27 protein-coding genes are annotated in these 26,737 nt (G+C 41.2%); 4 read left to right on the top strand and 23 right to left on the bottom strand.

Features of this window, described 5'->3' with window-relative positions:
- Positions 1-2 precede the first annotated feature (2 nt).
- Complete coding sequence (gene deoC, locus NU887_RS04570; protein WP_258422178.1) at positions 3-665, bottom strand: deoxyribose-phosphate aldolase; 663 nt, start codon at positions 663-665, stop codon at positions 3-5.
- 4 nt (positions 666-669) lie between these two features.
- Positions 670-1,881: an NAD(P)-dependent oxidoreductase gene (locus NU887_RS04565; RefSeq protein WP_258422177.1), complete on the bottom strand. Its 1,212-nt coding sequence runs from the start codon at positions 1,879-1,881 to the stop codon at positions 670-672.
- Positions 1,882-2,025: 144 nt separating this feature from the next.
- Between NU887_RS04565 and NU887_RS04560 the strand changes: the two genes are divergently transcribed.
- Positions 2,026-2,619, top strand: a complete 594-nt coding sequence (locus NU887_RS04560; RefSeq protein ID WP_258422176.1) for a methyltransferase family protein — start codon at positions 2,026-2,028, stop codon at positions 2,617-2,619.
- Positions 2,620-2,675: 56 nt separating this feature from the next.
- Here the strand turns inward: NU887_RS04560 and atpG are convergent, their stop codons facing one another.
- From atpG to NU887_RS04510, 10 genes are all read right to left on the bottom strand, one after another.
- Entirely contained in the window at positions 2,676-3,554 is an 879-nt protein-coding gene (atpG, locus tag NU887_RS04555) for an ATP synthase F1 subunit gamma (RefSeq protein ID WP_258422175.1), read from the bottom strand.
- Positions 3,555-3,631: 77 nt separating this feature from the next.
- Positions 3,632-5,212: a F0F1 ATP synthase subunit alpha gene (gene atpA / locus NU887_RS04550; protein ID WP_258422174.1), complete on the bottom strand. Its 1,581-nt coding sequence runs from the start codon at positions 5,210-5,212 to the stop codon at positions 3,632-3,634.
- A gap of 29 nt (positions 5,213-5,241) precedes the next feature.
- Positions 5,242-5,802: an ATP synthase F1 subunit delta gene (gene atpH, locus NU887_RS04545; RefSeq protein WP_258422173.1), complete on the bottom strand. Its 561-nt coding sequence runs from the start codon at positions 5,800-5,802 to the stop codon at positions 5,242-5,244.
- Position 5,803: 1 nt separating this feature from the next.
- The gene (locus tag NU887_RS04540) at positions 5,804-6,298 is read right to left on the bottom strand and encodes a F0F1 ATP synthase subunit B (RefSeq protein WP_258422172.1); all 495 of its coding nucleotides are present in this window, start codon (positions 6,296-6,298) and stop codon (positions 5,804-5,806) included.
- Between the two features lie 83 nt (positions 6,299-6,381).
- The gene (atpE, locus tag NU887_RS04535) at positions 6,382-6,636 is read right to left on the bottom strand and encodes an ATP synthase F0 subunit C (RefSeq protein WP_241124829.1); all 255 of its coding nucleotides are present in this window, start codon (positions 6,634-6,636) and stop codon (positions 6,382-6,384) included.
- A gap of 38 nt (positions 6,637-6,674) precedes the next feature.
- The gene (gene atpB / locus NU887_RS04530) at positions 6,675-7,700 is read right to left on the bottom strand and encodes a F0F1 ATP synthase subunit A (protein WP_258422171.1); all 1,026 of its coding nucleotides are present in this window, start codon (positions 7,698-7,700) and stop codon (positions 6,675-6,677) included.
- Between the two features lie 18 nt (positions 7,701-7,718).
- Entirely contained in the window at positions 7,719-8,105 is a 387-nt protein-coding gene (locus NU887_RS04525) for a hypothetical protein (RefSeq protein WP_258422170.1), read from the bottom strand.
- Between the two features lie 24 nt (positions 8,106-8,129).
- Positions 8,130-8,390, bottom strand: coding sequence for an AtpZ/AtpI family protein (locus tag NU887_RS04520; RefSeq protein WP_258422169.1), 261 nt, complete (start codon positions 8,388-8,390; stop codon positions 8,130-8,132).
- Positions 8,350-8,778, bottom strand: a complete 429-nt coding sequence (locus NU887_RS04515) for a bactofilin family protein (protein ID WP_258422168.1) — start codon at positions 8,776-8,778, stop codon at positions 8,350-8,352. Before NU887_RS04515 ends, NU887_RS04520 begins: the two co-directional genes overlap by 41 nt.
- A gap of 2 nt (positions 8,779-8,780) precedes the next feature.
- Positions 8,781-9,653, bottom strand: a complete 873-nt coding sequence (locus tag NU887_RS04510) for a M23 family metallopeptidase (protein ID WP_258422167.1) — start codon at positions 9,651-9,653, stop codon at positions 8,781-8,783.
- Positions 9,654-9,759: 106 nt separating this feature from the next.
- Here NU887_RS04510 and porW point away from each other — a divergent pair, with 106 nt between their 5' ends.
- The 3 genes from porW to uvrC all read left to right on the top strand — a co-directional run bounded on the left by porW (position 9,760) and on the right by uvrC (position 16,913).
- Entirely contained in the window at positions 9,760-12,393 is a 2,634-nt protein-coding gene (gene porW / locus NU887_RS04505; RefSeq protein WP_258422166.1) for a type IX secretion system periplasmic lipoprotein PorW/SprE, read from the top strand.
- 29 nt (positions 12,394-12,422) lie between these two features.
- A complete protein-coding gene (locus NU887_RS04500; RefSeq protein WP_258422165.1) occupies positions 12,423-14,699 on the top strand; it encodes a penicillin-binding protein 1A in 2,277 nt (758 codons plus the stop codon).
- 399 nt (positions 14,700-15,098) lie between these two features.
- Complete coding sequence (gene uvrC, locus NU887_RS04495; protein ID WP_258422164.1) at positions 15,099-16,913, top strand: excinuclease ABC subunit UvrC; 1,815 nt, start codon at positions 15,099-15,101, stop codon at positions 16,911-16,913.
- Between the two features lie 60 nt (positions 16,914-16,973).
- Here the strand turns inward: uvrC and NU887_RS04490 are convergent, their stop codons facing one another.
- The 11 genes from NU887_RS04490 to NU887_RS04445 form a co-directional block, all read right to left on the bottom strand.
- Positions 16,974-17,834: a GIY-YIG nuclease family protein gene (locus NU887_RS04490; RefSeq protein WP_258422163.1), complete on the bottom strand. Its 861-nt coding sequence runs from the start codon at positions 17,832-17,834 to the stop codon at positions 16,974-16,976.
- A 718-nt stretch (positions 17,835-18,552) separates the two neighbouring features.
- Positions 18,553-19,314, bottom strand: a complete 762-nt coding sequence (locus NU887_RS04485) for an SDR family NAD(P)-dependent oxidoreductase (protein WP_258422162.1) — start codon at positions 19,312-19,314, stop codon at positions 18,553-18,555.
- Between the two features lie 80 nt (positions 19,315-19,394).
- Positions 19,395-19,799, bottom strand: a complete 405-nt coding sequence (locus NU887_RS04480; protein WP_258422161.1) for a hypothetical protein — start codon at positions 19,797-19,799, stop codon at positions 19,395-19,397.
- 157 nt (positions 19,800-19,956) lie between these two features.
- Positions 19,957-20,673: an NADP-dependent oxidoreductase gene (locus NU887_RS04475; protein WP_338080967.1), complete on the bottom strand. Its 717-nt coding sequence runs from the start codon at positions 20,671-20,673 to the stop codon at positions 19,957-19,959.
- Positions 20,674-20,759: 86 nt separating this feature from the next.
- Positions 20,760-20,954 (bottom strand): hypothetical protein, encoded by a 195-nt coding sequence (locus NU887_RS21195; protein ID WP_338080966.1) that lies wholly within the window; start codon positions 20,952-20,954, stop codon positions 20,760-20,762.
- Between the two features lie 5 nt (positions 20,955-20,959).
- A complete protein-coding gene (locus tag NU887_RS04470; RefSeq protein ID WP_258422160.1) occupies positions 20,960-21,607 on the bottom strand; it encodes an SDR family oxidoreductase in 648 nt (215 codons plus the stop codon).
- Positions 21,608-21,722: 115 nt separating this feature from the next.
- Positions 21,723-22,463: an SDR family oxidoreductase gene (locus NU887_RS04465; protein ID WP_258422159.1), complete on the bottom strand. Its 741-nt coding sequence runs from the start codon at positions 22,461-22,463 to the stop codon at positions 21,723-21,725.
- Positions 22,464-22,514: 51 nt separating this feature from the next.
- Positions 22,515-23,897 carry an NAD-dependent succinate-semialdehyde dehydrogenase gene (locus NU887_RS04460; protein WP_258422158.1) on the bottom strand — a complete coding sequence of 461 codons (1,383 nt, stop codon included), beginning with the start codon at positions 23,895-23,897 and terminating at the stop codon, positions 22,515-22,517.
- 291 nt (positions 23,898-24,188) lie between these two features.
- Positions 24,189-24,515, bottom strand: a complete 327-nt coding sequence (locus NU887_RS04455) for a four-helix bundle copper-binding protein (RefSeq protein ID WP_258422157.1) — start codon at positions 24,513-24,515, stop codon at positions 24,189-24,191.
- Between the two features lie 359 nt (positions 24,516-24,874).
- Entirely contained in the window at positions 24,875-25,441 is a 567-nt protein-coding gene (locus NU887_RS04450) for a glycosyl-4,4'-diaponeurosporenoate acyltransferase CrtO family protein (protein ID WP_258422156.1), read from the bottom strand.
- Between the two features lie 65 nt (positions 25,442-25,506).
- Complete coding sequence (locus NU887_RS04445) at positions 25,507-26,373, bottom strand: alpha/beta hydrolase (protein WP_258422155.1); 867 nt, start codon at positions 26,371-26,373, stop codon at positions 25,507-25,509.
- Positions 26,374-26,737 lie beyond the last annotated feature (364 nt).

Below are 26,737 nucleotides of genomic sequence, written 5' to 3'. Positions count from 1 at the left end.
AATTATTCCATTGCTGATTTGACGATCTGAACCCCGGAGCTAGTTCCTATTCTGTCAGCACCTGCCCGGATCAAACCCAAAGCCTGCTCTAAGGTTTTGATGCCCCCGCTAGCTTTTATTCCAACTGTACTGGGAAGATTTTCCCGCATTAGCTTGATATGGTTTTCTTTGGCTCCTTCCGGTGCGAATCCTGTGGAGGTTTTTACATAATCTACGCCGGCATCTGCACATATTTCACAGGCTTGAATGATCTCCGAATCGCTGAGATAAGCTGTTTCCAAGATTACTTTCAATATCCTTTCTTGTTCATGACATAGTTGTGAGAGTTTTGCAAGTTCTATCTTTGGCCAGTTCATTCCTGCTTTGAAGGCTGTGAGAGACCAAACTACATCGATTTCATCTGCCCCCATTTTTATGAGCTGCTCGGTTTCAATTATTTTTGTTTCGGTAAGGTTATACCCGAGAGGAAAACCCACAACAGAGACCAATTGGATGTCAGCATCACCAATTTCCCTTTTTGCCTTTTTTACCCAAAAAGGAGGTACACATACGCCTACAAACCCAAATTCCTTGGCTTCTTTGACAATGTTTTCTATGTCAGCATCCACTGTTTGGGCTTTTAAAACAGTTTGTTCTATATATTTTTCAATCTTAATGTTGCTCATTTGCTCAATCTTCTGGTGCATTTACATAATCATTCAAAAAAATAAATTCAATTGTCAGGTCTCCTTCCTTAGCAATAGTGGCTTTGTCCAAGGTCTTTGATTCTTCCTTCAATAATTCTGGAATCAAGTGTTGGATAAGTTGGCTTCCAAAATCCTCGGAAGCATTTCTTGGGAGTTCAGTAGGTAAATTGTCGATGGCCATGACCGAGATGCTAGTCTGTTTTCCAAACGCCGGCAACACTTCAAAGCTTTCCCTGTCGATATCATAGATTGGATTTAGGATGCTGCTTGTTTTTATAGTGGTCGGGATAGATCCATCAATGTCACAGGTAATGTCTGCAATTACCGAGATACTGAATTCCTCTGAGCTGATATCCTCCATTTTAAATAGCTTTGGCGCCTTTGGATCCCAATATGCAGCAGCCATCAGGATGTCGCTCACTTCGGTATATTTCAAAAAATGGCTTTCGTATTTTTCAGGATGGGAATAAAACTCTTGCCTCTCATACCCTCCATCAGTCTTTCTCCTATAATATTCCTCTGTGGAAAGCACAGTAAATACCGGTTCGTCAAAATATTGCAATAACAATTCCTTGGTCCCGACCTCCTTTATTCCTATGTGTTCCAAGACCTCTACTACTCCTTTTCCAACTCTCCCTGTTCCTGTCACTACTATTTTTATGGGGGGCAATACCACTTTGACCAATTCTTGTTCCAGTTCTTCCTTATCAAAGCAGTCCAAAGCCCTTTTTAAATCAAAGAGCCCTGATTTTTTGCCGTATGTCCACAAGCCATTGTATGCTCCTACGATTCCTGCCCAATGTCCAAAAGCAACTGTTCGGTTTCCATTTTCATCTTTTAGGACTTCGTAGTCCATTAAGGTGATGTTTTTTTCCAGGATTGACTGAAGTAGTTTTCTGTTATGGGGTTGTTCTTTAATGGTATGGGAAAAGAAGATATACGATTTATTGGGAATCAATTGTGAAACAGGCACTTCTTTGACCCCCATCAGTAAATCGCAAAATGAAATATCATCTACCACTTCAATTCCTTCCTGAATATATTCATCATCAGAAAAGCACCTCAACGGACTGGACTCGACATAAAATGAAAGTGAATCTCTGTATAATTCGGATAAATATGACAGCTGTTTTGGGGTAAAAGGGACCCTTCTGTCAGTTGGCACTTTTCCCTCTTTGATTAAACCTATCTTCATGAAATCAGGATTTTATTGCCCAATGGTTATTTGTTTTGACAAATATGAAATTGATGTTTTGATTCATACAATTCTTTATACCCTGCCGGGAAGATGTTTCTTTTTGTCAATAGAAATGGGATATTCGTAAAAAAAGTTGATGTCATGCCTTATCTGATTTTGGTTATCCTTTGGGTTTTGTTTTATTATCTTCATTCTCTGCTTGCAAGCCTGAATATAAAAAGAAAAATCAAAGGATGGATGGGAAGGCTTTACATATGGTACCGATTGCTGTATTCTGTTTTTTCTACAGTATTTATTTTTGGTATCCTGGCTTTTGGTACTTCCTTTGACCAAACTGACCTTCTTGTCAAAACCTCTGCCCTAACTTATATTGGCTATATGCTTGCGAGTTTTGGTACCATCATCGTGGTGAAGTCTTTTAAGGCTTTCAGTAAATCAGAGTTTATTGGAATAAATCCGCACGATGATTTGGTCCAAATTGAAGAATTTGTCTCCTCTGGGATCCATTCTTATGTCAGACATCCGATTTACTCCGGCACTTTGCTCATCTTCTTGGGTTTTTTCTTTTTTGAGCCAACACTGAGTTCGGCAGTTCATTTTGGCATGTTGGTCATGTACCTGCCCTTTGGGATTTACTTTGAAGAAAAGAAACTTATTGAAATCTATGGATCAAAGTACAAGCGATATCAAGATGAGGTCTCAGCATTGATTCCCTTAAAAAAGAAGAAAGTATAGAAATAAAAAAAGCCACCTATTTGGTGGCTTCAATATGGGTATTATTGTTAGCTATTTTAACTTCCTTCAAGCGCGTTTGCACCTGCTACGATTTCAAGGATTTCATTTGTAATGGCTGCCTGACGGTTTCTATTGTACATCAACTTCAATTCCTTTAATAACTCATTGGCGTTTTCGGTTGCTTTGTCCATAGAAGTCATCCTTGCACCATGTTCAGAGGCATTGCTATCTAAGACAGCCTTGTAAAACTGTGTTTTCAATGCCGTAGGAACCAAATCCCTAATGACATATTCTTTTGAAGGCTCCAAAATATAATCCGTTGAAGTTGGTTTATCTTTGGTAGTCAAATCTTTCACCCCTCCCATTGGAAGAAACTGTTCCACCTGAATATCTTGGGTGGCTACGTTTCTAAAATGGTTGTACACCAAAACAACTTTATCAAATTGTTTTGATAGAAAACCATTCATCGCATATTCTGCTATGACCCTTACTTCGTCATATTTGACATCAGCAAAAATTTCGTAGAAATCGGTTTTGGTGGTATAAGATCTTCTGGTAAAATATTCAAAGGCTTTCTTTCCCAAAGGAAGAATGGTGACATTTTTTGATTTGTATTCTTTGTCGATTAGGCTAACGGTAGCCTTCATGATATTGGAGTTAAAGGCGCCGCACAAACCCTTATCAGAAGTCATCGGTACGATCAGGACATTCTGCACTTGTCTTTGCTCTGCATATGCAATTTCCAATTCTCCACCCATTGCCGAAACTACTTCATTCAAAATGGAGGTTAATTTTTGGGAGTAGGGACGCATTTTGATGATCCTATCCTGAGCCCTTCTAAGCTTGGCTGCAGCGACCATTTTCATGGCCTTGGTGATCTGCTGTGTGGAGCTGACTGAGGTGATCCTTTGCTTTACTTCCTTAAGATTGGCCATATTATTCTTCTGTGAAAAAAGAAAGTTTGAAAGCAGGAAGTAAACAACGTGATTACTTCCTGCCCTTATTTAATCAATTATAATTTTGCAAATTTTGCAGACAAATCTTTTGCTGCACGCTCAAGGATTTTACCTGCAGCATCAATGTCATTTTTCAGGATGAGTTCCAATGCTTCAGGATGGCTGCTCTTCAACAGGTTGTAGAATTCTCTTTCAAACTGTCTTGCATTTTCAGGAGCGATAGAATCCATAAATCCTTTGGTAGACACATAAATGATTGCTACCTGAAGTTCAACAGGAACCGGTGCATATTGTGGTTGCTTCAGGATTTCCTGGTTTCTTCTACCCCTCTCGATGGTTCTTTTGGTACTTGCATCAAGGTCGGATCCAAATTTAGAGAAGGCTTCCAATTCACGGAATTGAGCTTGGTCGAGCTTCAATGTACCTGCAACTTTTTTCATGGATTTGATCTGTGCGTTACCACCCACCCTTGATACCGAGATACCTACGTTGATCGCAGGACGGATACCGGAGTTGAATAGGTTGGATTCCAAGAAAATCTGTCCATCCGTGATCGAGATCACGTTGGTAGGGATATAAGCAGACACGTCACCTGCCTGTGTTTCGATGATCGGAAGTGCTGTCAATGAACCGCCACCTTTCACCAAATGCTTGATGGATTCGGGAAGGTCGTTCATCTGACGTGCAATCTGATCAGAGTTGTTGATTTTGGCAGCTCTCTCAAGAAGTCTGGAGTGAAGGTAGAATACATCACCTGGATATGCTTCACGTCCCGGAGGTCTTCTAAGAAGCAAAGATACTTCCCTGTAAGCTACAGCCTGCTTAGACAAATCATCATAAATAATCAATGCAGGACGCCCGGTATCTCTGATAAACTCACCGATACATGCACCTGTAAATGGAGCAAAGAACTGCATCGGAGCAGGATCAGAAGCTGCGGCAGATACCACCACTGAATATGGAAGTGCTCCGCCTTTTTCCAGAGCTGAAACAATACCTGCTACAGTAGAGGCTTTCTGTCCGATCGCCACATAGATACAATATACAGGTTCTCCTTTTTCGTAATATTCTTTTTGGTTTAGAATTGTATCGATAGCCACAGCGGTCTTTCCTGTCTGACGGTCACCGATGATCAATTCACGCTGACCTCTTCCGATTGGAATCATGGAGTCAATAGCCTTGATACCTGTCTGAAGCGGTTCGTTTACTGGCTGACGGTAGATTACACCCGGCGCTTTACGCTCCAAAGGCATTTCATAAAGTTCCCCTGTCAATGGACCTTTGCCATCGATAGGATTACCCAAAGTATCTACTACACGGCCCAACATGCCATCGCCAACTTTAATTGAGGCGATCTTTTTGGTTCTTTTTACATTGTCACCTTCTTTGACAAGTTTGGAATCACCGAAAAGTACAGCACCGACATTGTCTTCCTCTAGGTTGAGGACCATTGCCTTAAGACCGTTGTCAAATTCCAATAATTCACCGGCCTGAGCTTTGGTTAGTCCATAAATCCGGGCTACCCCATCACCTACTTGGAGGACGGTTCCCACTTCTTCAAGTTCAGTATCAGTCTTGGCGTTTGAGAGTTGCTCTCTCAAAATAGCCGAAACTTCATCAGGTCTTATTTGTGCCATTATATTTTTATTAAATGTTTTCTTTGATTTTAAAATAGTTTCACGAAATACCTTTGGGCAAATTTCATCCTTGCTTTTCTCAGTTTTCCGCTGATAGAATCATCCCATAACTTATCATTGACTTTGAGAACAAATCCTCCGATAAGGCTTTTGTCGATTTTCTCAACAAGCTCAACTTTTTGAAGTCCAGAGATCTCTTTTACAATTTCAATGATTTCTTTTTTCAGTTTTTCTGTCAAAGGCAGAGTCACAGTAACCTCAGCTACCTGTATGCCTTTGTATTCATTATATTGCCTGAGAAATTCCTGTGCAGTGGGAATCAATACATTTGACCTGTTTTTGCGTGTAACGAGATCAAAAAAGCTCATTGTGATTTCATTGGCAGTTTTGCCAAACAATGCCTTAAGGATATTGAATTTCTTGTCATAGGTGACGATTGGACTTTTTAATGTAAGTCCAAGGTCTCTATTCTGCTCTGCAATTGAAAGCAGCATTTTCATGTCTCCGATAACTGCCTCAAGCGCATTCTTCTCCACCGAAAGGTCGAGAAGAGAACTTGCATATCGGGAGGCAACTTTTATGTTTGACATATTAGTTTAGCTTGATGTCTTTTACCAATTCTTCAACCAACTTTTGTTGGGCAGCATCTTCGGAGAAATTTTTCTTCAATAATTTTTCCGCCACTGCCAAGGAGAGGATTCCTACCTGTACTTTGATATCTTCGATAGCTGCCTGCTTTTCGGTTTCTATAGTTGCCTTAGCATTCTCGATCATTTTTGCTCCTTCAAGATGTGCTTTTTCTTTGGCCTCATCAATCATTTGCTTGGCTGCCTCCGATGCTTTGTGGAGCATGGTGTCTCTCTCAATTTTGGCTTCATGGATGATTCTCTCGTTTTCAGCCTTTAGGTTAGCCATTTCGTTTCTGGCTATTTCAGCTGACTTAAGTGCATCATCAATGCTTTTTTCCCTTTCGTCCAATGCAGCGAGTATGGGCTTCCATGCATATTTTGTGAGAAGAAATAATACGATCAAAAATCCAAGTGCTGACCAGAATATCAATCCCAATCCAGGTGTAATAAGTCCCATATGATGTTAATTTATATGAATAACAAAACTTGTTCAATTAATCAAAAGGAAGGGATTGGCCTAGCGCCAATCCCCAAACTTTTTTAGAAAGTGTATTCTCCCAAAGCAATAAGTAGACAAACTACTACCGCAAACAAGGAAACCACCTCAATAAGAGCCGCGATGATCAACATGGCAGTCTGGATTTTTCCAGCTGCTTCAGGCTGACGGGCAATGCCCTCCATGGCTTGTCCACCGATTCTACCGATACCTAGACCTGCGCCAATTGCAACAATTCCAGCACCGATACCAGCACCCATAAGTGCAAATCCGGCAGTTAATAAGATTGAAGTTAACATACGTGTTTGATTTATAAATTGAACAAAGTAATTACTGATTAATGATGGTCATGTTCTGCCACCGCCAAGCCAATGTACATGGCTGAGAAGAGGGTAAATACATAAGCCTGAATGGTTGCTACCAAGATTTCAATAAAGTTGATAAATACAACCATGATAGTACTTGCCACGCCTACTGCCATTGATTCGAATACAAATATCAAAGCGATGAAACTCAGGATTACAATGTGACCTGCTGTAATCGCCACAAACAATCGGACCATCAAGGCAAAAGGCTTGGTGAACAGACCGATGATTTCGACCGGAACGATGATCAACAATAATGGAACAGGTACCCCCGGAGTAGCAAATACGTGCTTCCAATAGTCCTTATTTCCATTGACATTGGTAATGATAAATGTGAATATGGCAAGCGTAAATGTCAAAGCGATGTTTCCTGTGAAATTGGCTGCTTCAGGGAAGAGGCCGAGGATGTTTCCAACCCAAATGAAGAAAAACAACGTCAATAGGTATGGGGTGAATTTCAGGTATTTTTTGTGGCCGATATTCGGAAGTGCGATTTCGTCTCTAACAAATATGACAATAGGCTCTATAAAAGAAGCGATACCTTTTGGTGCAGTTCCAGGATTTCTTTTATAAAATTTTGCGGAATTGAGCATTAGAAAAAGTAAAACAGCAATGACAATGAACATCATCATTACATTTTTTGTGATCGAAAAATCATAGAAGGTCCTAGACTCATCTGCTGCATGCAGCTTGTAATTTTCGTCAATATAATAACCGTTTACACCATAATCTTTTCCGAATTTATGGGTTTCATGGTTCTGAAAATTCGATGATAAAAAGAATTCCAAACCCTGATCCGGGGAATAAATGATTACCGGCAGCGGAAGGGTGACATGGGTATGGCCGATAGTGGCAAAGTGCCACTCATAATTGTCCATAACATGCGGAAGGATAAATCCTGTCTTACTTTCACCGTCCCCGGCTGCTTGTACAGAATTTGAAAAACCTAGCCAAAATATTGACAATAAAATACTTAGGCAAAGAAATTTACGGACCATCAAATGATTTTTTAGTACCTACTTCGAATTTGGGCGCAAATTAGCTAGAAGCGTGTAGATATCAAACAATAAGTAAAAGAAATAAATGATAAAGAAATTGACCACAAACAGAATTAAATTCTCAACTCTGAGGAACAGCATGATCGCAACGAAACCGGCACTTGCCAAAAACCGAATACCTATTGCTCCCAACAAGATATTGACAGAATTTTCTTTGCTGATCTCTAACAGATAATGGGTAAACATTCCGGTCAGCCAAGTCAATAAAACGAAAAACGATAGAATCGTCCAAAGGCTTTCATGTACCCACTCGGGTTTGATATACTCCTGCAAGACGTAAAATATACCCCCAATTAGAAGTGAAAAAAGGAGCAGCTTTACTGTTAGAATTTTGATGGCCTTCATAGAAACCGATTTGAGCCCGCAAAGCTAATTATTTTTACGGTTTCCTTCGGATTTATCATCGTTTTTGAGGTTCACGTATAGGTGGTAAAAAGAAATAACCACCGATACCAGGCAAAACAGCAATATCCAAACAGGAAATTTTATGGCACTTTTTTGCTGCAGATACCAGCCAAACCATGTCCCCGCACCAATAATTGCAAAAAGTTGAAAAGAAAGGCCTATATATTTCAGATAGGTAGGCGGATCAGATGGACTGTAACTGTTTTTGGGGTTTATCTTCGGCATCTGTGTTTTTGGATACGACCATCCCTTTGGCTACCATTTGGCATTTTCCATTGAAAACAGCGCCATTTTCCACAATGAGTTTCTGCGTGGTGATATTGCCGTTGATAATTGCTGTCTTGGTAAGGTAAAGGGTACCTGAGATAAACACTTCACCGTCTATTTTTCCCGAAATTTCAGCCTCAGGGGCAGTGATGTTTCCTTTGATCAAAGCAGAGTCACCTACCACTATTTTGGTCTTGGACTCAACCAAGCCTTCAAGCTGACCTTCAATCCTAATATTACCTGCTGCAGAGATATCTCCGGTGATTTTTGTTTCCCTGGAAATAACGTTTGTAGAACTGACCATGTCGGCTACCGATTTTTTTTCTTCTGTCTTGTTGTTGAACATAGCTAATCAAAAGTAATAAATTCCTGAGGATTGAGGGGTGAACCTTTATACCATAATTCGAAATGAAGGTGCTGCCCGGTGGTAAGTTCTCCGGTATTTCCGATGATCGAGATGATTTCTCCGGCACGGACAATTTCCCCTACTTTTTTCAATATTACCGAATTATGTTTATATATAGAAATCAATTCATTTGAATGTTGGATACTTAGGATGTATCCTGTATCCAATGTCCACGAGGCCAAAATGACGGTTCCGTCTGCAATGGCTTTGACTGGTTCATTTTCTTTTGCCACAATATCCACTCCAAAATGGTCTTCCTGAGGTGCAAAAACAGCCGTCAACACACCTTTGATAGGAGAAAAGAAAAATGCCTCGGCAAATGAACTTCCCGAAATATCCATTGGATTGGAGTATTCTACAGGGGCGCTGTTAAATTCATCAAGAATACTCAGTGTTGCTTCACTAGGCTTGAAAGCAGCCGGCTTGGAACTGCCAGAATCGGGTTTGTTGGCTATAGAATCTGCCAAAGACTCTTTGCCAAGCACCCCATTCCCACTGATGATCCCTTGGATATTGGCAAGGTAGGCATCTTTCTGACTGACGGCCACAGATAGAGAATCGACAATATCCGATAACATCAGGATTTTGGCGGTGTTTTCGGTTTCCATGTATACGGGATCAAACCACTGCCTCAATATAGTCCTAGTCAATACCAAGGAAATAAAAAAAATCACGGAAAGGGAAAGAACGCCCATGATAATAATCCTTGAAAATGAAACATTGAAAGATCCCAAAACAGAAAAATCCTGCTTTTTTCGAATGACAATGAGATACTTCTCTGTCAGCCAGTTTCTTATTTTAGCTCTTAAGCTCAATCTTCTATCTTTTGTATGAAAGCCGTAAAAATATAATATTATTCCGAAGCGTTTATTAATTTACACCAATTCAAGTAATTTCGACGTTCTAAGCCTTTGGCGCAACATGAATAAATTCATTTTCTTTATTTTGTTTCTTTTTTCTTTGGGACTACTGTCATGTTCTTCTGAAAAGAATACATTCACCAACAGGTTGTTTCATAATACAACGGCCAAATACAACGCCTATTATTATGCTGATGCCAAAATCCGGGAGCTTGAAACCGGTATTGCCAATAACCACAGGGAAGATTTCAGTCAGGTACTTCCTGTATTTTATACGATTGACAGTGCATTTATTGATTCAAATGAAGAATTGCTTGAGGAGGTGAGGTCCTTTTCCTCCAAAGCAGTCGATTGGCACAGAATTTCAAAATGGGTAGGTCCAAGCTATTTTTTGATCGGAATGGCCGATTATTATGAAGCCAAATTCGACGATGCTTCCAATACCTTCAAATACCTCAATGTCAACGGCAAGAAAAAAGACATCCGCCATAAAAGTCTGATCCAGCTGATGAGGCTGTTTACTGACTTGGATAATTTTGACGATGCCGCCTATGTGATCGATTTTCTATCCAAAGAATCCGGGATCAGTGCTGAAAATAAATTCCAACTCTACAAAACCCTCGCTTATTACTATCACAAAAGAGGGGAACTGAATGGAAAAATCGGAGCCTTGGATAAATCCCTCATTTATACCAAGGATAAAAAAGAAAAATCCCGGATCAATTTCATTCTTGGCCAACTCTACCAAAGAGAAGGTATCGATGCTTTGGCCTATGATTATTACTTGAAATCCGGCAAGGGTAATCCCCCTTATGAAAGGGCATTCTTTGCACAGCTTTATGCCCAGCAAGTAGCAGAACTGAATCAAACCAAGGATATAGACAAAGTCAGGAATTATTTTGATGGGCTCTACAAAGACAGCAAAAACAAGGACCTGAAAGATGTCATCCTTTTTGAAAAAGCAAATTTTGAGTTGAAGCAGGGAGAAGTTGAAGCCGCCGAGAAACTTTTGATCAGAGCGGCCAAAGAAGAAAGCCAAAATCCCATCCAAAAAGGCTACATCTATGAAAAACTTGCCATGATCAATTTTGACAAAAAAAATGATTTCAGGGCGGCAAAGTTTTACCTCGACAGTGCTTTGGCAAATTTCCGTCCCACGGATCCACTTTTTGATGACATCACAGACAGAAAAGAGATCCTGGACAAATATGTGTTCCATTATGATATCGTCACCAAAAATGACAGCCTGCTGTTACTTGCTGACTTGAGTCTTGAAGCACAGACACTGATAGCAGAAAATTTCATCAAACAAGAAGAAGAGCGCTTGCTGAGTGAGGCAGCAGCCCTAGAGGATAAAAAAGCTACTGGCATTTTTGATAACCTGTTGGCATTTGGTGGCAGAGGAGGCAGTGGAGAATCTTTTTATTTTGATAATTCTCTTGCCATCCAGCAAGGATCCATCGACTTCAACAGGAATTGGGGGAATAGACCTTTGCAGGATAATTGGAGAAGAACTAGCCAAAATTTTCAAACCTCATCCACCAGACCCGTAGAGGTGACTGCTACGCCATCTGATTCGGTCAATACGGAAGAAAACCCAATCTTGTCCCAGATACCTTCAAAGGAAGAGTTATTGTCCAAAATCCCAAGCAATCCGGATCAAATCAAAGAAATGAAACTGGAATTGGAGCGCTCCTACTTTGAGTTAGGTAAAATCCTGTTTTTTGATTTGAAAAACCCACCTATCAGTATCGAAAACCTCGAGAGCCTGATCACCAAATATCCGAATACCATCAAAAAACCGGAGGCATATTACATCCTTTACCTAGCAAACAAAGAAACAGGAGGCAATACTGACATTTTTGCCCAGCGGCTCAACAGGGAATTTCCTGATTCACCCTTTACTATGTCGGTTAATAATCCTGATCAGGCATCAGGCAATGTGGCTTTCTTGGAGTCTTCACGCAGCTATAAGCAAGCCTACGAGTTATACTACAACGGTCAATATGCAGACGCCAAGGCACTCGTAAGGTCCACACTCGAAGCGCATCCCCTGACAGCCAACACCGACAGACTGCTGCTTTTGGACATCATGATCACCGGCAAGACTGAAGAAATATCGAGATTTCAGGAAAGGCTGGAAAATTATATACAGACTACCGAAGATGAGGGTCTTGCAGAAATGGCAAGAAAAATGCTTGGTACTTTTAAAGTAGATGAAGAGCAAGCTGAAGCTGAAGTATCTGAAGAAACAGAAACCCAAACTGAGGAAGAAACCATTGCCGAAGAAGGCGTGGCAGAAGAAGCCGAAGCGGAACCCGAGTCACCTTACAAAAATAATCCTAACCAAACACATATATTTGTAATCGTTTTGGATGCAGATAAATCAGGGGAGTCCAAAAATCTCCTTGCTGACCTTGAAAAATTCCATAATGAGAACTTCCAGGGTTCAAGGCTGCGAACAGGAAACATGAACTTAAGCAGGGAAAATACGATATTCATTGTAAGTCCATTTATCTCTGCCCAAAAAGGAATTGAGTATAGGGAGAAATTCCTAGAGGGATTCGACAATGCCTCTATGACGGATGAGGACAAAGCCAATTGTTTTCTGATTTCGATTGAAAACTTCCAAGAACTGAACAAAAGAAAGAACCTCGACGAATACAGAAGTTTCTACAACAATACCTATTATTAATCTATCACTGATTCAATACCAAATCATAGATGACCCAAAAAATAATTAAATATATCTGGATGGTTTTTGCAGCGGGACTCTTGGGTTTCGTTTTGTTTGTCTGGGCAGTAAGCGGAAATTTCCTCGGACTTTTCGGCGAGTTGCCCGATTTCAAAGAACTGGAAAATCCCCAAAGTGAACTTGCCTCAGAATTGTATTCTTCGGACGGGGTATTATTGGGAAATTATTTTAGGGAAAACAGAAGTCCTGTTGCCTACACAGACCTTTCCCCAAATTTGGTCAATGCCTTGATTGCAACAGAGGATATCCGTTTTAATGACCATTCGGGCATTGATTTTCTCAGCATGGGCCGGGTATTATTTAAGTCCATCATCCTGCAACAGGGAGCAGGAGGAGGAAGTACACTCAGTCAGCAGACTGCCAAAAACCTTTTCAAAACAAGAAACCTTGAATCTCAGGGAATATTGAGCAGGATCCCCGGATTGAGGATGCTGATCATCAAAACCAAAGAATGGATCGTAGCAGCCAAGCTGGAAAAGTCCTATACCAAAGAAGAAATTCTGACTTTGTATCTCAATACTTCTGAATTTGGCAGCAATGCCTACGGGATAAAAACCGCCGCAAAAACCTTCTTCAACAAAGAGCCAATCGACCTCAATATCCAGGAATCAGCCACTTTAGTCGGCCTGTTCAAAGCACCTTCCTATTATAGCCCTGTCTTTAATCCTGATAATTCCTTGAGAAGAAGGAATACTGTTTTGGGACAGATGGAAAAGTACGAGTACCTGACAGAGACGGAATATGATTCCCTATCTAAACTCCCTATCGAATTGGATTATCGAGTCGGCAACCAAAACCAAGGTTTGGCGACCTACTTCAGAGAAGTAATCAAAGCAGACCTGATCAAATGGTCAAAAGAAAACCTCAAATCTGATGGCACTCCTTATGATTTGTTTGGGGATGGCTTAAGAATCTACACCACCATTGACAGCCGCATGCAACAGTATGCAGAAGAAGCTGTCGACGAACACATGCGTGAGTTGCAGAAAAAGTTTGAGAAGGAAATGGGTACCCGGGCTCCTTGGATTGACAGTGATGGAAGGGTAATTCCGGACTTTTTGGAAACTGCCGTCAAGCGGACTGATGCTTACCGCAATCTTGTCAAAAGATATGGCGCCGGAGCCGACTCCATTGACATCAAACTGAATGAGAAAAAGAAAATGAAGGTTTTCTCATGGGAAAAGGGAGAAATCGATACCCTGATGAGTACCATGGATTCAATGAGTCATTACAAGAAACACCTTCAGACCGGATTTGTATCCATGGATCCGCATACCGGGCATATCAAGGCTTGGGTGGGCGGCATCAACCACAAATATTTCAAATTTGACCATGTGAAGCAAAGCAAAAGACAGCCGGGATCAACCTTCAAGGCTTTTGTCTATGCTGCAGCTATCGAAAACGGCTACAGTCCCTGCTACACTGTAGTAGATCAGCCTGTGGAAATCAACACCCCGGGGCAACCTACATGGAGTCCAAACAACGCTGATGGAAAATTCTCCTACGAAAAGATGACAATCCGTCTTGCGATGGCGCAGTCTATCAACTCGGTTACGGCATTTATGATGAAGAAACTGGGGCCAAAAGTCGTCGTCGAAACCGCCCACCGCCTTGGTATCACATCAGACCTTGAAGAAGTCCCTGCACTTTCCTTAGGCACATCCGATGTGTCGGTATATGAAATGGTAGGCGCCATGGGCACTTTTGTAAACAAGGGAGAGCATATTACACCTTTTTACATTGACAGGATTGAGGATAAAAACGGTAACCTTTTACAGCAATTTACCCCTAAGAAAAAACCTGCCATGAGCGAAGAACACGCTTACTTGATGGTATACATGCTCCGTGGAGGTTTTGAGGAATCAAGAGGAACGTCTCAGGGTGTTTCTTGGACAATCAGAGGAGATGGCAATGAACTTGCCGGCAAGACCGGGACAACACAAAACGCTTCTGACGGTTGGTACATAGGCATGAGCAAGGACCTTGTGTCCGGTGCTTGGGTCGGTGGTGACGACAGGGCGATCCACTTCAGAAGTTGGGTCAGCGGCCAAGGTGGTCAGACAGCGAGACCGATTTGGGTCAAGTTCATGGCAAAAGTCTATGCAGACCAGTCTTTGGGCTATACCAAAGGCCCCTTCCCAAGACCTGAAAGACCACTTAGCATCGAGATCGATTGTGACAAATACGAATTGGAAAACAGCCGGTTTACAGATTTTGATTACGACCAGAAGAAGAATGATTTTTAAAAAAGTCGACAGACCACAGTCCATAGCTGAAAGTCGACAGTCCACAGTCGACAGTCCATAGCAGGCTTAAATGAACTTCAAGCATATAACCAATGGAAAAGCGGTTTATGCATGTTCTCTTTAAATTGTTTGGTTTAAAAATGTTCGACTCCGAAGGAGTCGCATATTTATAGACAAACGGATGTTTATAAACATACAAACCCAAAAGGGGTTGAAATATTGAGCTTTGTATTTTGGAAATACATAAGCATTGAATTGGAAAAAAATAGGGATTGAAAATCCTTTGCAGTGGCTTTGGACTGTCGACCGTGGACTATGGACAATTAAAACTGTAAAGAAAACCAAAACCAAGACCTCAAGACAGCCTTTCACAGGGCTGTTTTTTTTATATTTGCACCCATGCAGGCATCCTCTTACAGCGTCGAAGACTACCATTCCCTTCCGGATCTGCCGGGAGTGTACAAGTATTTCAATGCCGAAAATGAACTCATCTATGTTGGTAAAGCCAAGAGCCTGAAGAAAAGAGTGGCTAGCTATTTTGTCAAAACCCTCGGCATCAATTACAAAACCAAAAGGATGGTCAAGGAGATCCGAAAGATCGAAATCACCATCGTCGACACAGAGTTTGATGCCCTGCTGCTGGAAAATAACCTGATCAAAAAGATCCAGCCCAAGTACAACATCATGCTCAAGGATGACAAGACCTATCCTTACCTCTTGCTCACCAATGAGCCTTTTCCCCGCTTATTTCCCACCCGGAGAATGATCACCGGAAGGGGAACGTACTTCGGACCTTTTGCCAGTGTCAAGGGGATGAACAATGTCCTCGAACTTATCCGCAGCATCTTTACCATCCGTACCTGCCGCCTCGACCTGAGTCCACCCAAGATCAAAGAAAAGAAGTACAAAGTCTGCCTCGAGTACCATATCGGCAATTGCCTCGGGCCCTGTGAAGGACTTCAAGTGGAATCCGATTACATGAAGGAGATCGAACAGGCCAAGCATATCCTCAAAGGAAATCTGGGAGTTCCCAAGATCCACTTCAAAAAGAAAATGCAGGAGGCTGCCGAAAGCCTGGCTTTTGAAAGGGCGCACTATTTCAAAAACAAACTCGAACTTCTCGAAAAATACCAAGCCAAATCCATGGTAGCCAATCCGGCCATCCACGACCTCGACGTCTTTGGGATAGAGTCGGACGAGAAATCTGCCTATGTCAACTTCCTCAAAATCAAAAACGGCGCCGTCATCCTCACCAAAACCGTCGAACTCAAAAAGAAACTGGATGAAACGGACGGGGAACTGCTTCTGACGGCCATCATCCGCCTACGGGATCAATTCAACTCCGAGTCTCTGGAAATCATCGCCAATATTCCTCTCGAAGAGGAATTTGAAGGCCTGAACTTTGCAGTCCCCAAAATCGGTGACAAAAAGAAACTCGTCGAACTCTCCCTCAAAAACGCCAAGTACTACAAAAAGGAAAAACTCCTCGCCTCCGGTGAAGTGCAGGATAAAAAGAACCGCGTGCTCCGGCAGCTGCAATCTGACCTTTCTCTCAAGGAACTTCCAATGCACATCGAGTGCTTTGACAACTCCAATATCCAAGGCACCAATCCCGTGGCGAGCATGGTCTCCTTTATCAACGGAAAGCCTGCCAACAAGGAATACCGCCACTTCCATATCAAGACCGTCACCGGACCCAATGACTTTGCGAGTATGAAGGAAATCGTAGGCAGAAGGTATCACAGGATCCTGGAAGATGCAAAACCACTTCCCAACCTGATCGTAGTCGATGGGGGAAAGGGACAGCTTTCTTCCGCTGTGGAGGCACTGAAGGAACTTGGCATCTATGGTCAGGTGCCGATCATCGGTATCGCCAAAAGGCTGGAGGAAATCTACTTTCCCGAAGACAACTACCCGCTGCATATCGACAAAAAATCCGAATCCCTGCGGCTGATCCAAAAGATCCGGGATGAGGCACACCGCTTTGCGATCACCTTTCACCGTCAGGTCCGGAGCAAGAATGCCTTCAACACCAAGCTGACCGACATCGAAGGCATTGGCGAAAACACTGCCAACAAACTCCTGAAGCACTTCCGCTCCTTCAAAAAAATACAGGAAGCCGATATCAATGCCCTTGCCGAAGTCGTTGGCAAAGACAAAGCGGAGAAGGTTTATTTGGCGGTGAGGGGGGATGGGGAGAAGGGGGTCGGGTAAAAAAAAGATCTGTAGGTTTTAGAACCTGAATCTCCTTAAAACAGTAAAATCGAAGAATTCCTACAGGGTGATTTTGTCATTTGTTTCAAAATCTTTAAGAGTTTTGCCGTTTTTGTTTTTCCATTCAGTAAGTCCGTTTGCATTTCTTCCCATTACCATTACTGCTGCAGTTGAAGGACTACTGAAAATGTAATCGTCAGAAAATTCAAAATATTCTCCTTTGTCCACTAAAATACCTTGTGAAATAAGTTTTTGTCGAAAGGCGATATAGTTAGAGGTCATGGAATTAACAATTGAAGCTGCTGCTTTTGAGTTTTTGAAAACAACAAACCCATCTGAAGTAGGTTCCCCTTGTCCATCGGCTCCTCTGGCTGCTTTGATAAAAAATGTTTCTTGTTTTTGTTTTGGTTTAAACTCTCGTTTCTCGTCAAATACTTTATGCCCTAATGTATTTACAAGCATTTTTATATACTCTATAAATTCTTCCATCTCTGCTCTGTCGGATTCAGAAATTGAAGATTGAGTAGGGATAATTGAGTTATCAACCTTATAGCGATTTGCAGATTTGGCAATTTCGTGCAGTCTGTTTTCTAAATATTTTATATGGGCTTTGTTAAGATTTTCGTCTTTACTTATAAAAACTATCGTTTCATTCCAAAAATCCTTAGAAGTCAATTGTTGGTTTAGTCTTTTTAAAATTGATTCTGCTTCTCCAATGTAAACTTGATCTTTTCCTTCATCATCCTTTCCAAAAAGAAGATAAACCCCTGTACTTGTCAAGTCGTCACGGTCTGAACAATCTTTCACTTTTATTCTTGGAATTTTGTAGGCTTTACCCGACCAATTAGAAAGTTCACAACTCATTCTTCCATTTGGATCGCCGTCAATAAGGAATATTTTTATTGTCTTACCGAATTTCATTCTTTGTTTTTTGTCGTTTTACAATGAGCAATAACAATAGCATATTAATAATTTTGTTTTTCCTTCCTCAAATCTGACTTGTATCAAAATATTGTTTTCACTTTTCAATTACCTAAACTTACTCCCTTTTACTTAAAAAATCAATCCACTCATCAGGTCAATCATTGATTTGAAGTTTTAAAATAAAATTCATAAGTAATAGAGGAGACTTCATTACATACCGCAGTATCTAAAAAGCATACTTCAGTACCCTCAGAAGGTACTCGTCATATTTCCGAGAGTACTCATGTATTTCCAAAGAATACACAGCTAACAAATAAGAATACCTGTCTGATGATTTAGAATACTCAGGTATTCTAAAAGAAAACATTTTGAATCAAAAAGACTTCCGCTGTTTTGAAATTGAATACTCATGAAATAAAAAAGAGTTCAGCTGAATTAAAATTGAGTTCGCAGGTTTTAAAAAAGAATCGATCTGTATTCAAAATCAATAGACGAGTAATGAAAAAGAATTTCTATGAATTAAAATTAAATACCTGTGAAGTAAAAAAGATTCAAAATGTAGTAAATTTGAATTCCTGACTAGCTTCGGAGAGTACTCGAGTACCTTCCGAAGGTCCGCGTCATACTTCGGAAGGTAGACAACATATTTCCCTTAGTACTCAGGGATATTAAAAAATAGCCTTTGAATCAAAAAAGGGTAAAACGCTATAAATTTCTACTGGACATTGATACCGCCATCAATTACCTGAGTCGTACCTGTGATAAACTGACTGTCGTCGCTTGCCAAAAACAAGACGAGTTTTGCAATCTCGATGGGTTTGGCATACCGGCCAAGGGGGATGGTCAGCTCGAGTTGCTTCTTAACCGCATCGCCCTGACCCGGAGAAAATCCTTCTTCGAGCGAGCGCATCATGCGGTTGTCGACCGGGGAAGGATGCACACTGTTGACGCGGATTTTTCTTGGAGCAGCTTCCACCGCTGTCGCCCGCATAATGCCTACGCCGGCATGTTTGCTGATGATATAAGCACTGACATTGGGACTGCCGAGCAAGCCTGCCACCGAGGAGGTGATGATGATACTGCCGCCGTCATTCATGTGGGGCAAGACGTATTTATTTCCCAACCAAACACCCCGCACATTGACGGCAATGACTTTGTCAAACATTTCTTCCGGGTAGTCAATGATCGGTTTTACCGTTCCCTCAATTCCTGCATTGTTAAAAAACACATCGATTTTCCCAAAGGCTTTTACTGCTGTGTCCACGTACCTTTGGACATCCGTAGATTTAGTCACATCCGCCACACAATACTGCACGGCTTTTCCTCCCAATTCTTTCACCGCTTTTTTGAGAGGCTCTTCCTCCAAATCTACCAACAGGACCTTTGCGCCTTCTTCCAAAAATAGCTTGGCTGTGGTCATGCCGATACTTCCTGCACCACCGGTAATGATCGCAACCTTGTTCTCTAATTTTTTCATCTCAAATTGCTTAAATTAAAATCAATGTTTTTTCACTTCCAGTTGCTTAAAACCTATGTGCGGCAACTGGATTGTCAGTTTTATTGATTGGATTCCTTTTCTTTCATCTTTTTCATCATTTCCATCATTTCAGGGTTTTTCATCATGGACTTGCACATGTCCGTCATCATGGTGGTGTCTTCTTTGGCGGTTTCCATCATTACTGACATCATGCGTTTTGACATTTCAGGATTTTCTTTCATCATTTTCTTCATCATACTTTTGTCCTCCATCATGACATTCATCCTTTCATGCATCAGCATTTTGCCGTGGTCTCCGGACATGATGGCCTGCATCATTTCTTTTGACATATCATGGTCGCTGGCTATGTCGTTCATAATCTCCATCCTGGAATCTGATTCTGAAAGAACCTGCTTCGGAGACTGACATGAAGCAAACAGCGCGGTGAGGGCAAGAAGCCCAACAAATTTTTGTAGTGTTTTCATAGTTTTAGTGTTTAGTTTTTTATGAGTATTCGTTATGTTGCACTTTGGGCTGGAGGTGACTTTATCTTATTCGGATACTTGTCCACGGACGACAGTTCACCCTCGACAGAACCTGAGTTACCTCCCGTGATAAACACTGTTCTGTTTTCCAGTTTTTTCATATTTCCACAATCATTTTTCCTTTGTTTTTTCCATCAAACAAATCAATAAATGCCTGGGGAATATTATCGAAGCCTTTCACAAGGGTTTCGCTGAACGTGATTTTGTCGTCTTTTAGCCACGCTGATAATTGTTTGATGGCAGCCGGAAATTTTTCCTTTAAATCCCCAATAATAAATCCTCTCATGGTAGCACTTTTGGTGAGGATGATGGGTTGCAATCGGGGGCCCAACTGAATCTCAGTTTCATTGTAGAGCGATATAGCACCACAAACAGGCAGTCGGGCGTACTTATTTATGTTTGCTAAAACAGCGTCGGAAATCTCTCCACCGACATTATCAAAGTAGATATCTACCCCATTCGGGCAGGCAATTTTGATAGCCTCTTTTAAATTTTTTGCTGTTTTATAATTGATGGCATGATCGAAATTAAACTTTGATGTAAGTAGAGATACTTTTTCATCCGAACCGGTAATGCCAACTACCCGGCAACCGTGCAATTTACCAATTTGACCCACTACTGTCCCAACTGCCCCTCCTGCTCCGGAAACGACAAGAGTTTCGCCTTTCTTAGGTAACCCTATTTCCATCAAGCCTAAATAAGCCGTAAGCCCTGTCATTCCTAATATTCCCAAATAGCTTGATAATTTGGCGTCAGTTTTATTCACCTTGACTAAGTCTTTACCATCAGAAATCTGATATTCCTTCCAATCCAAATTATTCGAAACAAAATCACCCTTTTTGAAATCGGCATGTTTACTTTCAATTACCTCGGCGATAATTCCCGATTGAATGGGTTTATTTAATTCAAATGCAGGGGGATATAAGATTTCGCGTCATTCATTCTGCCTCGCAAATAGGGATCGACCGAGACATACACTGTTTTTAATAGCACCTCACTATCTTTTGGTGCCGGCATTTCTTCACTACTGATCTTAAAATCATGAAGCGTTGGTTTTCCATGAGGACGTTTGTTCAAAAGGATAATCTTGTTCATGATTTTTAATTTTGGTGAACGGCTTTCTCTATTGGAACTTCTCCACTTATAATTTCGAAAACCTGGTTCTGTTTAACGCCATCTTCCAAGGTTTCCACCAATGTTTTAGCCACATCCGCTCTTGAAATCTTCCCCTGAATTTTCAGTTTCTCATTGAGTTGAATTTTGCCTGTTCCGTCCTCGTCTGTCAAATGACCGGGTCTTACAATACTATAATTCATACCACTCGAACGCAGGTGATCATCTGCATTTTGCTTTGCTCTCAAATAATCTTCAAGTTTGTCATTCACAGATGGATTATCTGCTCCCATGGTGCTCAACATGACAAACTTCTCAAGTCCTGCCTCCTTAGCAGCATCTGTTAGCCTTTTTGCGCCCTCCTGATCCACACCTATTATATTTTTACCTTTTGATCCAGCCGCAAAAATTACTTTATCCGCATTTTCCATTATGTGGTTTAGGTCTTGCTCTAAATCGGCAAGTACCGTAGATACGCCTTGCTTTTCAAAATAATCTTTTTGATCCTGTTTTCTGACCATCGCTATAGGTTGATAGGCTTCTGATCTTCTTAATAAATCGATGATGATTCTCCCTGTAGTTCCGTTGGCACCTGCCACTAATACATTTTTTCTTACTATTGGTAAGGCTTTCATATTTTTTGGTTTTAATATTTTTAGATTACCTATCTGCTTATTTCTTAGAAATTCTCCATGACTGCCATGCACCAGTCGACCAAAGTGCCCAACCTATGAGAACTGCTGGCGCAGCTTACTTTTGCTCAGTTGGTAGGATATGCACATCATTTACATTCACTCGAAGCGGTTGCTTGAGGGCATAATAAATCGCTTCCGCTATATCCTCTGATTCAAGTGCAGTCATCTTCTGCATTTCTGAAAGGTTACCTAAAATATCTTCATCAGTTATGGTATCCAGTAGGTTTGTAGCTACAACTCCCGGTTCTATAGAGGTCACGCGTATACCATACGTTGGAGCTAACTCCTGTCGCAGTCCTTCGGAAAACATTTTCACTGCGGCCTTTGTGGCACAATAAACGGCACCGCCCGGAAAATAACTATAAGCTGCGGTTGATGAAATATTGATAATATGACCGCTTTTATTTTTTATAAGGGTAGGAAGAACAGCTGCGACACCATTCAACACGCCTTTTATATTTACGTCTACCATTTTCTCCCACTCGTTGGTTTTGAGTTTCTCAACAAACGATAAAGGCATCAACCCCGCATTGTTAATTAAGGCGTCTACAGTTCCATAAGCTTCGAGTGTTTTGGCAACTAACCTGTCCATATCAGGCTTCTTGGTAACGTCTGCAATGACAACCAAGGCCTCACCAGTTTCCTTTTCGATGGACTTCTTCAGCGCTTCCAGTTCATCTTTTCTACGTGAAGAAAGTACTACTTTAGCACCCTTTTTAGATAGTTTTAAGGCTGTTGCTTTGCCTATACCACTAGAGGCTCCTGTTATTATGATGACTTTTCCTTTCATTTCCATTTTATAATTAATTTTAGTTTCAATGAAATTATGTTTTGATGCAACCTCATGTTAAAATGGATCATTGAGCTCACTTACACGGATGAGCTTCTTATTGACAAATTCATGAATTCCCAATTCTGAAAGCTCACGGCCAAATCCTGAACGTTTTGTACCGCCAAAAGGAAGGTCAGCCTGTGTCCAGGTAGGGTGGTTGATAAATACCATTCCGGCATCAATCTGATCTGCGATCCGCTTCCCGCGCTCGATATCTTGGGTAAATACAGATGCCCCCAAACCAAAATCAGAATCGTTGGCAAGGGCGATGGCAGCCTCTTCGTCTTTCACCACATAGAAGGAAGCCACCGGGCCAAATAATTCTTCGTGGTAGGCAGCAATACCCGGTTTCAGGTTGGTGAGTATGGTCGGTTCCATAAAGGCACCTTCTCGGTCTGCACGTTTTCCTCCCAACAGAACTTTAGCCCCTTGGTCAACGGAGCGTTTTACCTGATCCGCCAATTCCACTGCCGCTTCTTCACTGCTTAAAGGACCCAATTCTGTGTCGGGATCCATCGGATCACCTACTTTCATTTTTGATAGCGCGTCCTTAAATTTTTTGATAAATGTGTCAGCAATTGCTTCTACCGCAATGAAACGCTTGGAGGCGACACAACATTGACCGTTGTTGTTCATCCTGCCGACAACTGCCCATTCAACGGTTTTATCCATATCGGCATCCTCCAGGATTATAAAAACATCGTTTCCACCTAGCTCCAAGACCACCTTTTTCAAATATTTCCCTGCTTCTATGGCGATACTTGCACCGGCTTCTTCACTTCCCGTCAGGGAAACTCCCTTGATTCTTTTGTCAGAAACAAGTGCAGATGCACGTTTGCCTGAGATAAAGAGATTGGTGTACAATCCCTCAGGGGCTTCTGCTTCTGCAAAAAGTTCTTCCAGGGCAGCGGCACATTGTGGTACGATAGAGGCGTGCTTGAGTAGAATAGTATTGCCGACCATGATATTGGGAGCGACAAAGCGGGCTACCTGATAGAAAGGAAAATTCCAGGGCATTACACCTAACAAAACCCCGATAGGACTATTGCGGATAAGGGCTGTTCCATATTCGGGATCAAGAACTTTATCTGCAAGAAATTTCTCCCCGTGATTCGCGTAATAATCAAAAATATCAGCACTCAGGTCGATTTCACCTTCGGCCTGTGACAAGATTTTTCCCATTTCCAGGGTGATGGTTTGAGCAAGCTCTGATTTTTTGACCCGCATGAGGGTGGCAACTTTGTGTAACAAATCCGCCCGGTGCTGGTAAGTGGTTTCTTTCCAGTGGGTAAAAGCTTCTTGGGCTTTGGCTACTTTTCCTTCCACTGCCGTCTCTGTCATTTCTTTGAATGACTTTACTGTCTTGTTTGTAAAAGGATTGGTTGTTTGAATAGTCATGTTGGTTTGTCTATAAATTAATCGGATAAGAATCTCTTCCTTATCTGTCTCGTAAGCCTACCTCCATTACAAAAACTGAATTGGAGAAATTAAAAATGGCAGTAGACCTAAAAGAAAGCTTTGATGATGATGTGTCGCCCCAGCTCAAACTGTTAGGCTAGGATTGGCATTTTTTGTGTAATTTGCTCAAAAAAATTGTCTTGAGGAGAATGGTTGGCCTCCTTATTTCGAAGTTTTCAAACCAAAAAAAAGAGAGCATCAATAGTCCTCCCTTTTCCGGCTTAATTGAAATCAGGCTTTCACAGAGTCCATTTGTTCACAGATCTCTGCACACTTTTTACAGGCTTCTGCACATACTTTACAACTATCATGGTGAGCGGCATGTTTTTCACATTCCGCAGCACAGGCCCTGCAGATTTCTGCACACAAAGCGTGGAGACCAGATCCGTAAGCAGAACCCCTTGCATCAAACCTTGCACACAATGCGCAGATGTCAGCACAGTCTCGGCATATTGAAATGCAATCCAGATTGCTTTCTTTGATACAGTCGGTGATGCATTTTTCGCAGGTCACCAGACATGCCAAACAAGCATCAATGCAGCTTTTTAAATTTTCCATATGATTGTGGTTTACGTAATAAAAGAATAATTGCAATCCTAAAGGTGGCCATCATTGAAGCGGTAAGCATTGCGGATATAAAACAACATGTTATGTATATCCCACATTTAGCCTTTATACAAAGGCAAAGGTTTAGGTAATCGGTTATTTTCCTTTGTCCAAAAAAGTTTTAAAGGAAAATAGACTTATGCCATCTGTATGGTTTTAGAATCGGGGGATTTTATCGAGATTTTTGGTTTCCTCAGTACATTCCACAGGGGAAAAAGAGTAATTCAGTGCCTACGGAAAGTATTCATCAGGATTCTGATTTTTAAATTTGTGTTAAAAACCGGTTTATAAAAGTTTCAAAAATTCCTTGGTCAGTAGCTGATATACTTTGTCAACCTTTGGATCTGCACCCGATGTATCCGCTGCAAAATGACGGGATAAAGATTGAAAGGAATATTCAATGCCATTGTCAGCCAAGCTATCCGTACATGACCCATCGGCAGGAGCCAAATGCATGCAAGAGAAATCACAACAAATGCCGCTAAATGTCCGAATTCCGATTGCCGGGTCTGAAAGTCAAAATCTTTGATGCCTGATTTGGTGCCGTTAAAGTATTTTTTCCGGTTCTTTTCTTTGCCCCAATGGATCAACATTAAAAATGACCTGAAGTATTTGACTCCCAAATAACGATAGGCTTTGGTGATCGCTTTTGGATTTTTGACCACGTAGTAGGATTCAGGCATCAACCTGCTGCTTGGATAGGCAAAGCCTGTAAATGCGAAGATTCCTGTAACGAAGAGGTTGAGCAATATGGCCAAAATAAAGCTTAACAAAAATGAAAACTCTTCTTGGGACACGGAACTGAATACCATAAAAAGCTTATAGGTATTATAAGCCAAGAAGATGGACATCAATGGGAAAAATATCTTTTTAAGCATTTTTATTCAAATTTAAATACATGGTCTGATTCGGATACTTGAGTGGGAGATCGTGCCTTTCCGATTCATTTGGATTTGCTGTACAAAAGTTCGATACCATCATAAATCCCTTGGGGAAGAACAGAATTGTGGGTGGCGTTTTCATATTGCTTGTATGTCATTACTAATTTTTCGTTGTCTTTGGATTTCAACTCTTCTGTAAGTTTTCCCAAAGGAATCTTCAACATATTGATTTCTCCTGTGCCCATTGCGATGAACATCTTCGCTTCTTTTTGACTCAGAAGGGAGGCTTTGTCCTGAAATATTTCCGAATCATTCCACCATATAGCTGGAGCAAGCAGGATGTAATTGGCAAATAAATCATTGTAATTCACAAAAGAGTAAAAAGCCAATAAGCCTCCGAATGAATGGCCCAAAATACCCCTAGTCTTAGCATCTACTTTGTATTCTTTTTCTATTGTCGGGATAATTTGGTTTTTCAGAAACTGCATAAAATGCTCGGCACCACCTGTGTTGGTTTCATCTAAGAACATACCGCCAAACTCAATTTTTAATTTCAACCAGCTTAAGTCATAAACGGAAGGCGTGTAATCCATATTCCGCTGTTTGTGCCAGTCTTTTTCATTTCCTACTGATAATATTCCCACCAAAATCACCTCCTCCATTTCGCTCGACATGGCTTTAAGGCGATAGCATCCTCTGACCATATCCTGAAGCCAATAAGCATCAAGGTAATAGAGGATTTTGTATTCTTTCTCAGGTTGGTAAGCTGAAGGAAGTGTTATTGCGAGTTCGTAGGGTGCGCCTTTGTCGTTTTTTAGTTGTTTGATAATTGTTTGGGGAGGGCTGTTTTCGGGAGAAATGCTTTGGGACTTAGATTGAGATACAATCATAATCAAAGCCATCGAGAGGAATAAAAGTTTTTTGTACATGAGCTGGAATAATTTTGTGGTTTTAATAGGAGGCTTTCCGAATGCCCTAACAGAATTCGAAAAAGAGTAATTCTATCAATGTTGTCTCTTCTTTGAAAACAAAGCTTTAACCGGATATGAAAAAGATTGATAGACAAATTGATTACCCAAACTAACCCATTTTTTTGGGAAGTGCAATCATTCTGTTGGCAAGTTAGAAGCGCTGAGTGATTGCATGGAATATTGCTTTGCGGTAGATGACCAAGGTCCTATCTACAGCAAAGGCTTATTTTTGATTCATCTCTCCCCCGAAGGAACATATTCAACCATTCTTCAAACATCCCTTGAATAAGCAGGATGACATGCTTAAATTTTATAATAAATA

Origin of the sequence: Aquiflexum gelatinilyticum, assembly GCF_024741135.1 — a bacterium.
Lineage (GTDB): Bacteria > Bacteroidota > Bacteroidia > Cytophagales > Cyclobacteriaceae > Cognataquiflexum > Cognataquiflexum gelatinilyticum.
Note: the sequence above shows the minus strand (reverse complement) of the source record. Positions and strands in the feature narration are given on the sequence as shown.

Excerpts from the sequence above, each read along its gene's own strand:
- deoC (WP_258422178.1), bottom strand. The coding sequence starts at position 665 with ATGAGCAACATTAAGATTGAAAAATATATAGAACAAACTGTTTTAAAA.
- NU887_RS04565 (WP_258422177.1), bottom strand. The coding sequence starts at position 1,881 with ATGAAGATAGGTTTAATCAAAGAGGGAAAAGTGCCAACTGACAGAAGG.
- NU887_RS04560 (WP_258422176.1), top strand. The coding sequence starts at position 2,026 with ATGCCTTATCTGATTTTGGTTATCCTTTGGGTTTTGTTTTATTATCTT.
- atpG (WP_258422175.1), bottom strand. The coding sequence starts at position 3,554 with ATGGCCAATCTTAAGGAAGTAAAGCAAAGGATCACCTCAGTCAGCTCC.
- atpA (WP_258422174.1), bottom strand. The coding sequence starts at position 5,212 with ATGGCACAAATAAGACCTGATGAAGTTTCGGCTATTTTGAGAGAGCAA.
- atpH (WP_258422173.1), bottom strand. The coding sequence starts at position 5,802 with ATGTCAAACATAAAAGTTGCCTCCCGATATGCAAGTTCTCTTCTCGAC.
- NU887_RS04540 (WP_258422172.1), bottom strand. The coding sequence starts at position 6,298 with ATGGGACTTATTACACCTGGATTGGGATTGATATTCTGGTCAGCACTT.
- atpE (WP_241124829.1), bottom strand. The coding sequence starts at position 6,636 with ATGTTAACTTCAATCTTATTAACTGCCGGATTTGCACTTATGGGTGCT.
- atpB (WP_258422171.1), bottom strand. The coding sequence starts at position 7,700 with ATGGTCCGTAAATTTCTTTGCCTAAGTATTTTATTGTCAATATTTTGG.
- NU887_RS04525 (WP_258422170.1), bottom strand. The coding sequence starts at position 8,105 with ATGAAGGCCATCAAAATTCTAACAGTAAAGCTGCTCCTTTTTTCACTT.
- NU887_RS04520 (WP_258422169.1), bottom strand. The coding sequence starts at position 8,390 with ATGCCGAAGATAAACCCCAAAAACAGTTACAGTCCATCTGATCCGCCT.
- NU887_RS04515 (WP_258422168.1), bottom strand. The coding sequence starts at position 8,778 with ATGTTCAACAACAAGACAGAAGAAAAAAAATCGGTAGCCGACATGGTC.
- porW (WP_258422166.1), top strand. The coding sequence starts at position 9,760 with ATGAATAAATTCATTTTCTTTATTTTGTTTCTTTTTTCTTTGGGACTA.
- NU887_RS04500 (WP_258422165.1), top strand. The coding sequence starts at position 12,423 with ATGACCCAAAAAATAATTAAATATATCTGGATGGTTTTTGCAGCGGGA.
- uvrC (WP_258422164.1), top strand. The coding sequence starts at position 15,099 with ATGCAGGCATCCTCTTACAGCGTCGAAGACTACCATTCCCTTCCGGAT.
- NU887_RS04490 (WP_258422163.1), bottom strand. The coding sequence starts at position 17,834 with ATGAAATTCGGTAAGACAATAAAAATATTCCTTATTGACGGCGATCCA.
- NU887_RS04485 (WP_258422162.1), bottom strand. The coding sequence starts at position 19,314 with ATGAAAAAATTAGAGAACAAGGTTGCGATCATTACCGGTGGTGCAGGA.
- NU887_RS04480 (WP_258422161.1), bottom strand. The coding sequence starts at position 19,799 with ATGAAAACACTACAAAAATTTGTTGGGCTTCTTGCCCTCACCGCGCTG.
- NU887_RS21195 (WP_338080966.1), bottom strand. The coding sequence starts at position 20,954 with ATGAACAAGATTATCCTTTTGAACAAACGTCCTCATGGAAAACCAACG.
- NU887_RS04470 (WP_258422160.1), bottom strand. The coding sequence starts at position 21,607 with ATGAAAGCCTTACCAATAGTAAGAAAAAATGTATTAGTGGCAGGTGCC.
- NU887_RS04465 (WP_258422159.1), bottom strand. The coding sequence starts at position 22,463 with ATGGAAATGAAAGGAAAAGTCATCATAATAACAGGAGCCTCTAGTGGT.
- NU887_RS04460 (WP_258422158.1), bottom strand. The coding sequence starts at position 23,897 with ATGACTATTCAAACAACCAATCCTTTTACAAACAAGACAGTAAAGTCA.
- NU887_RS04455 (WP_258422157.1), bottom strand. The coding sequence starts at position 24,515 with ATGGAAAATTTAAAAAGCTGCATTGATGCTTGTTTGGCATGTCTGGTG.
- NU887_RS04450 (WP_258422156.1), bottom strand. The coding sequence starts at position 25,441 with ATGCTTAAAAAGATATTTTTCCCATTGATGTCCATCTTCTTGGCTTAT.
- NU887_RS04445 (WP_258422155.1), bottom strand. The coding sequence starts at position 26,373 with ATGTACAAAAAACTTTTATTCCTCTCGATGGCTTTGATTATGATTGTA.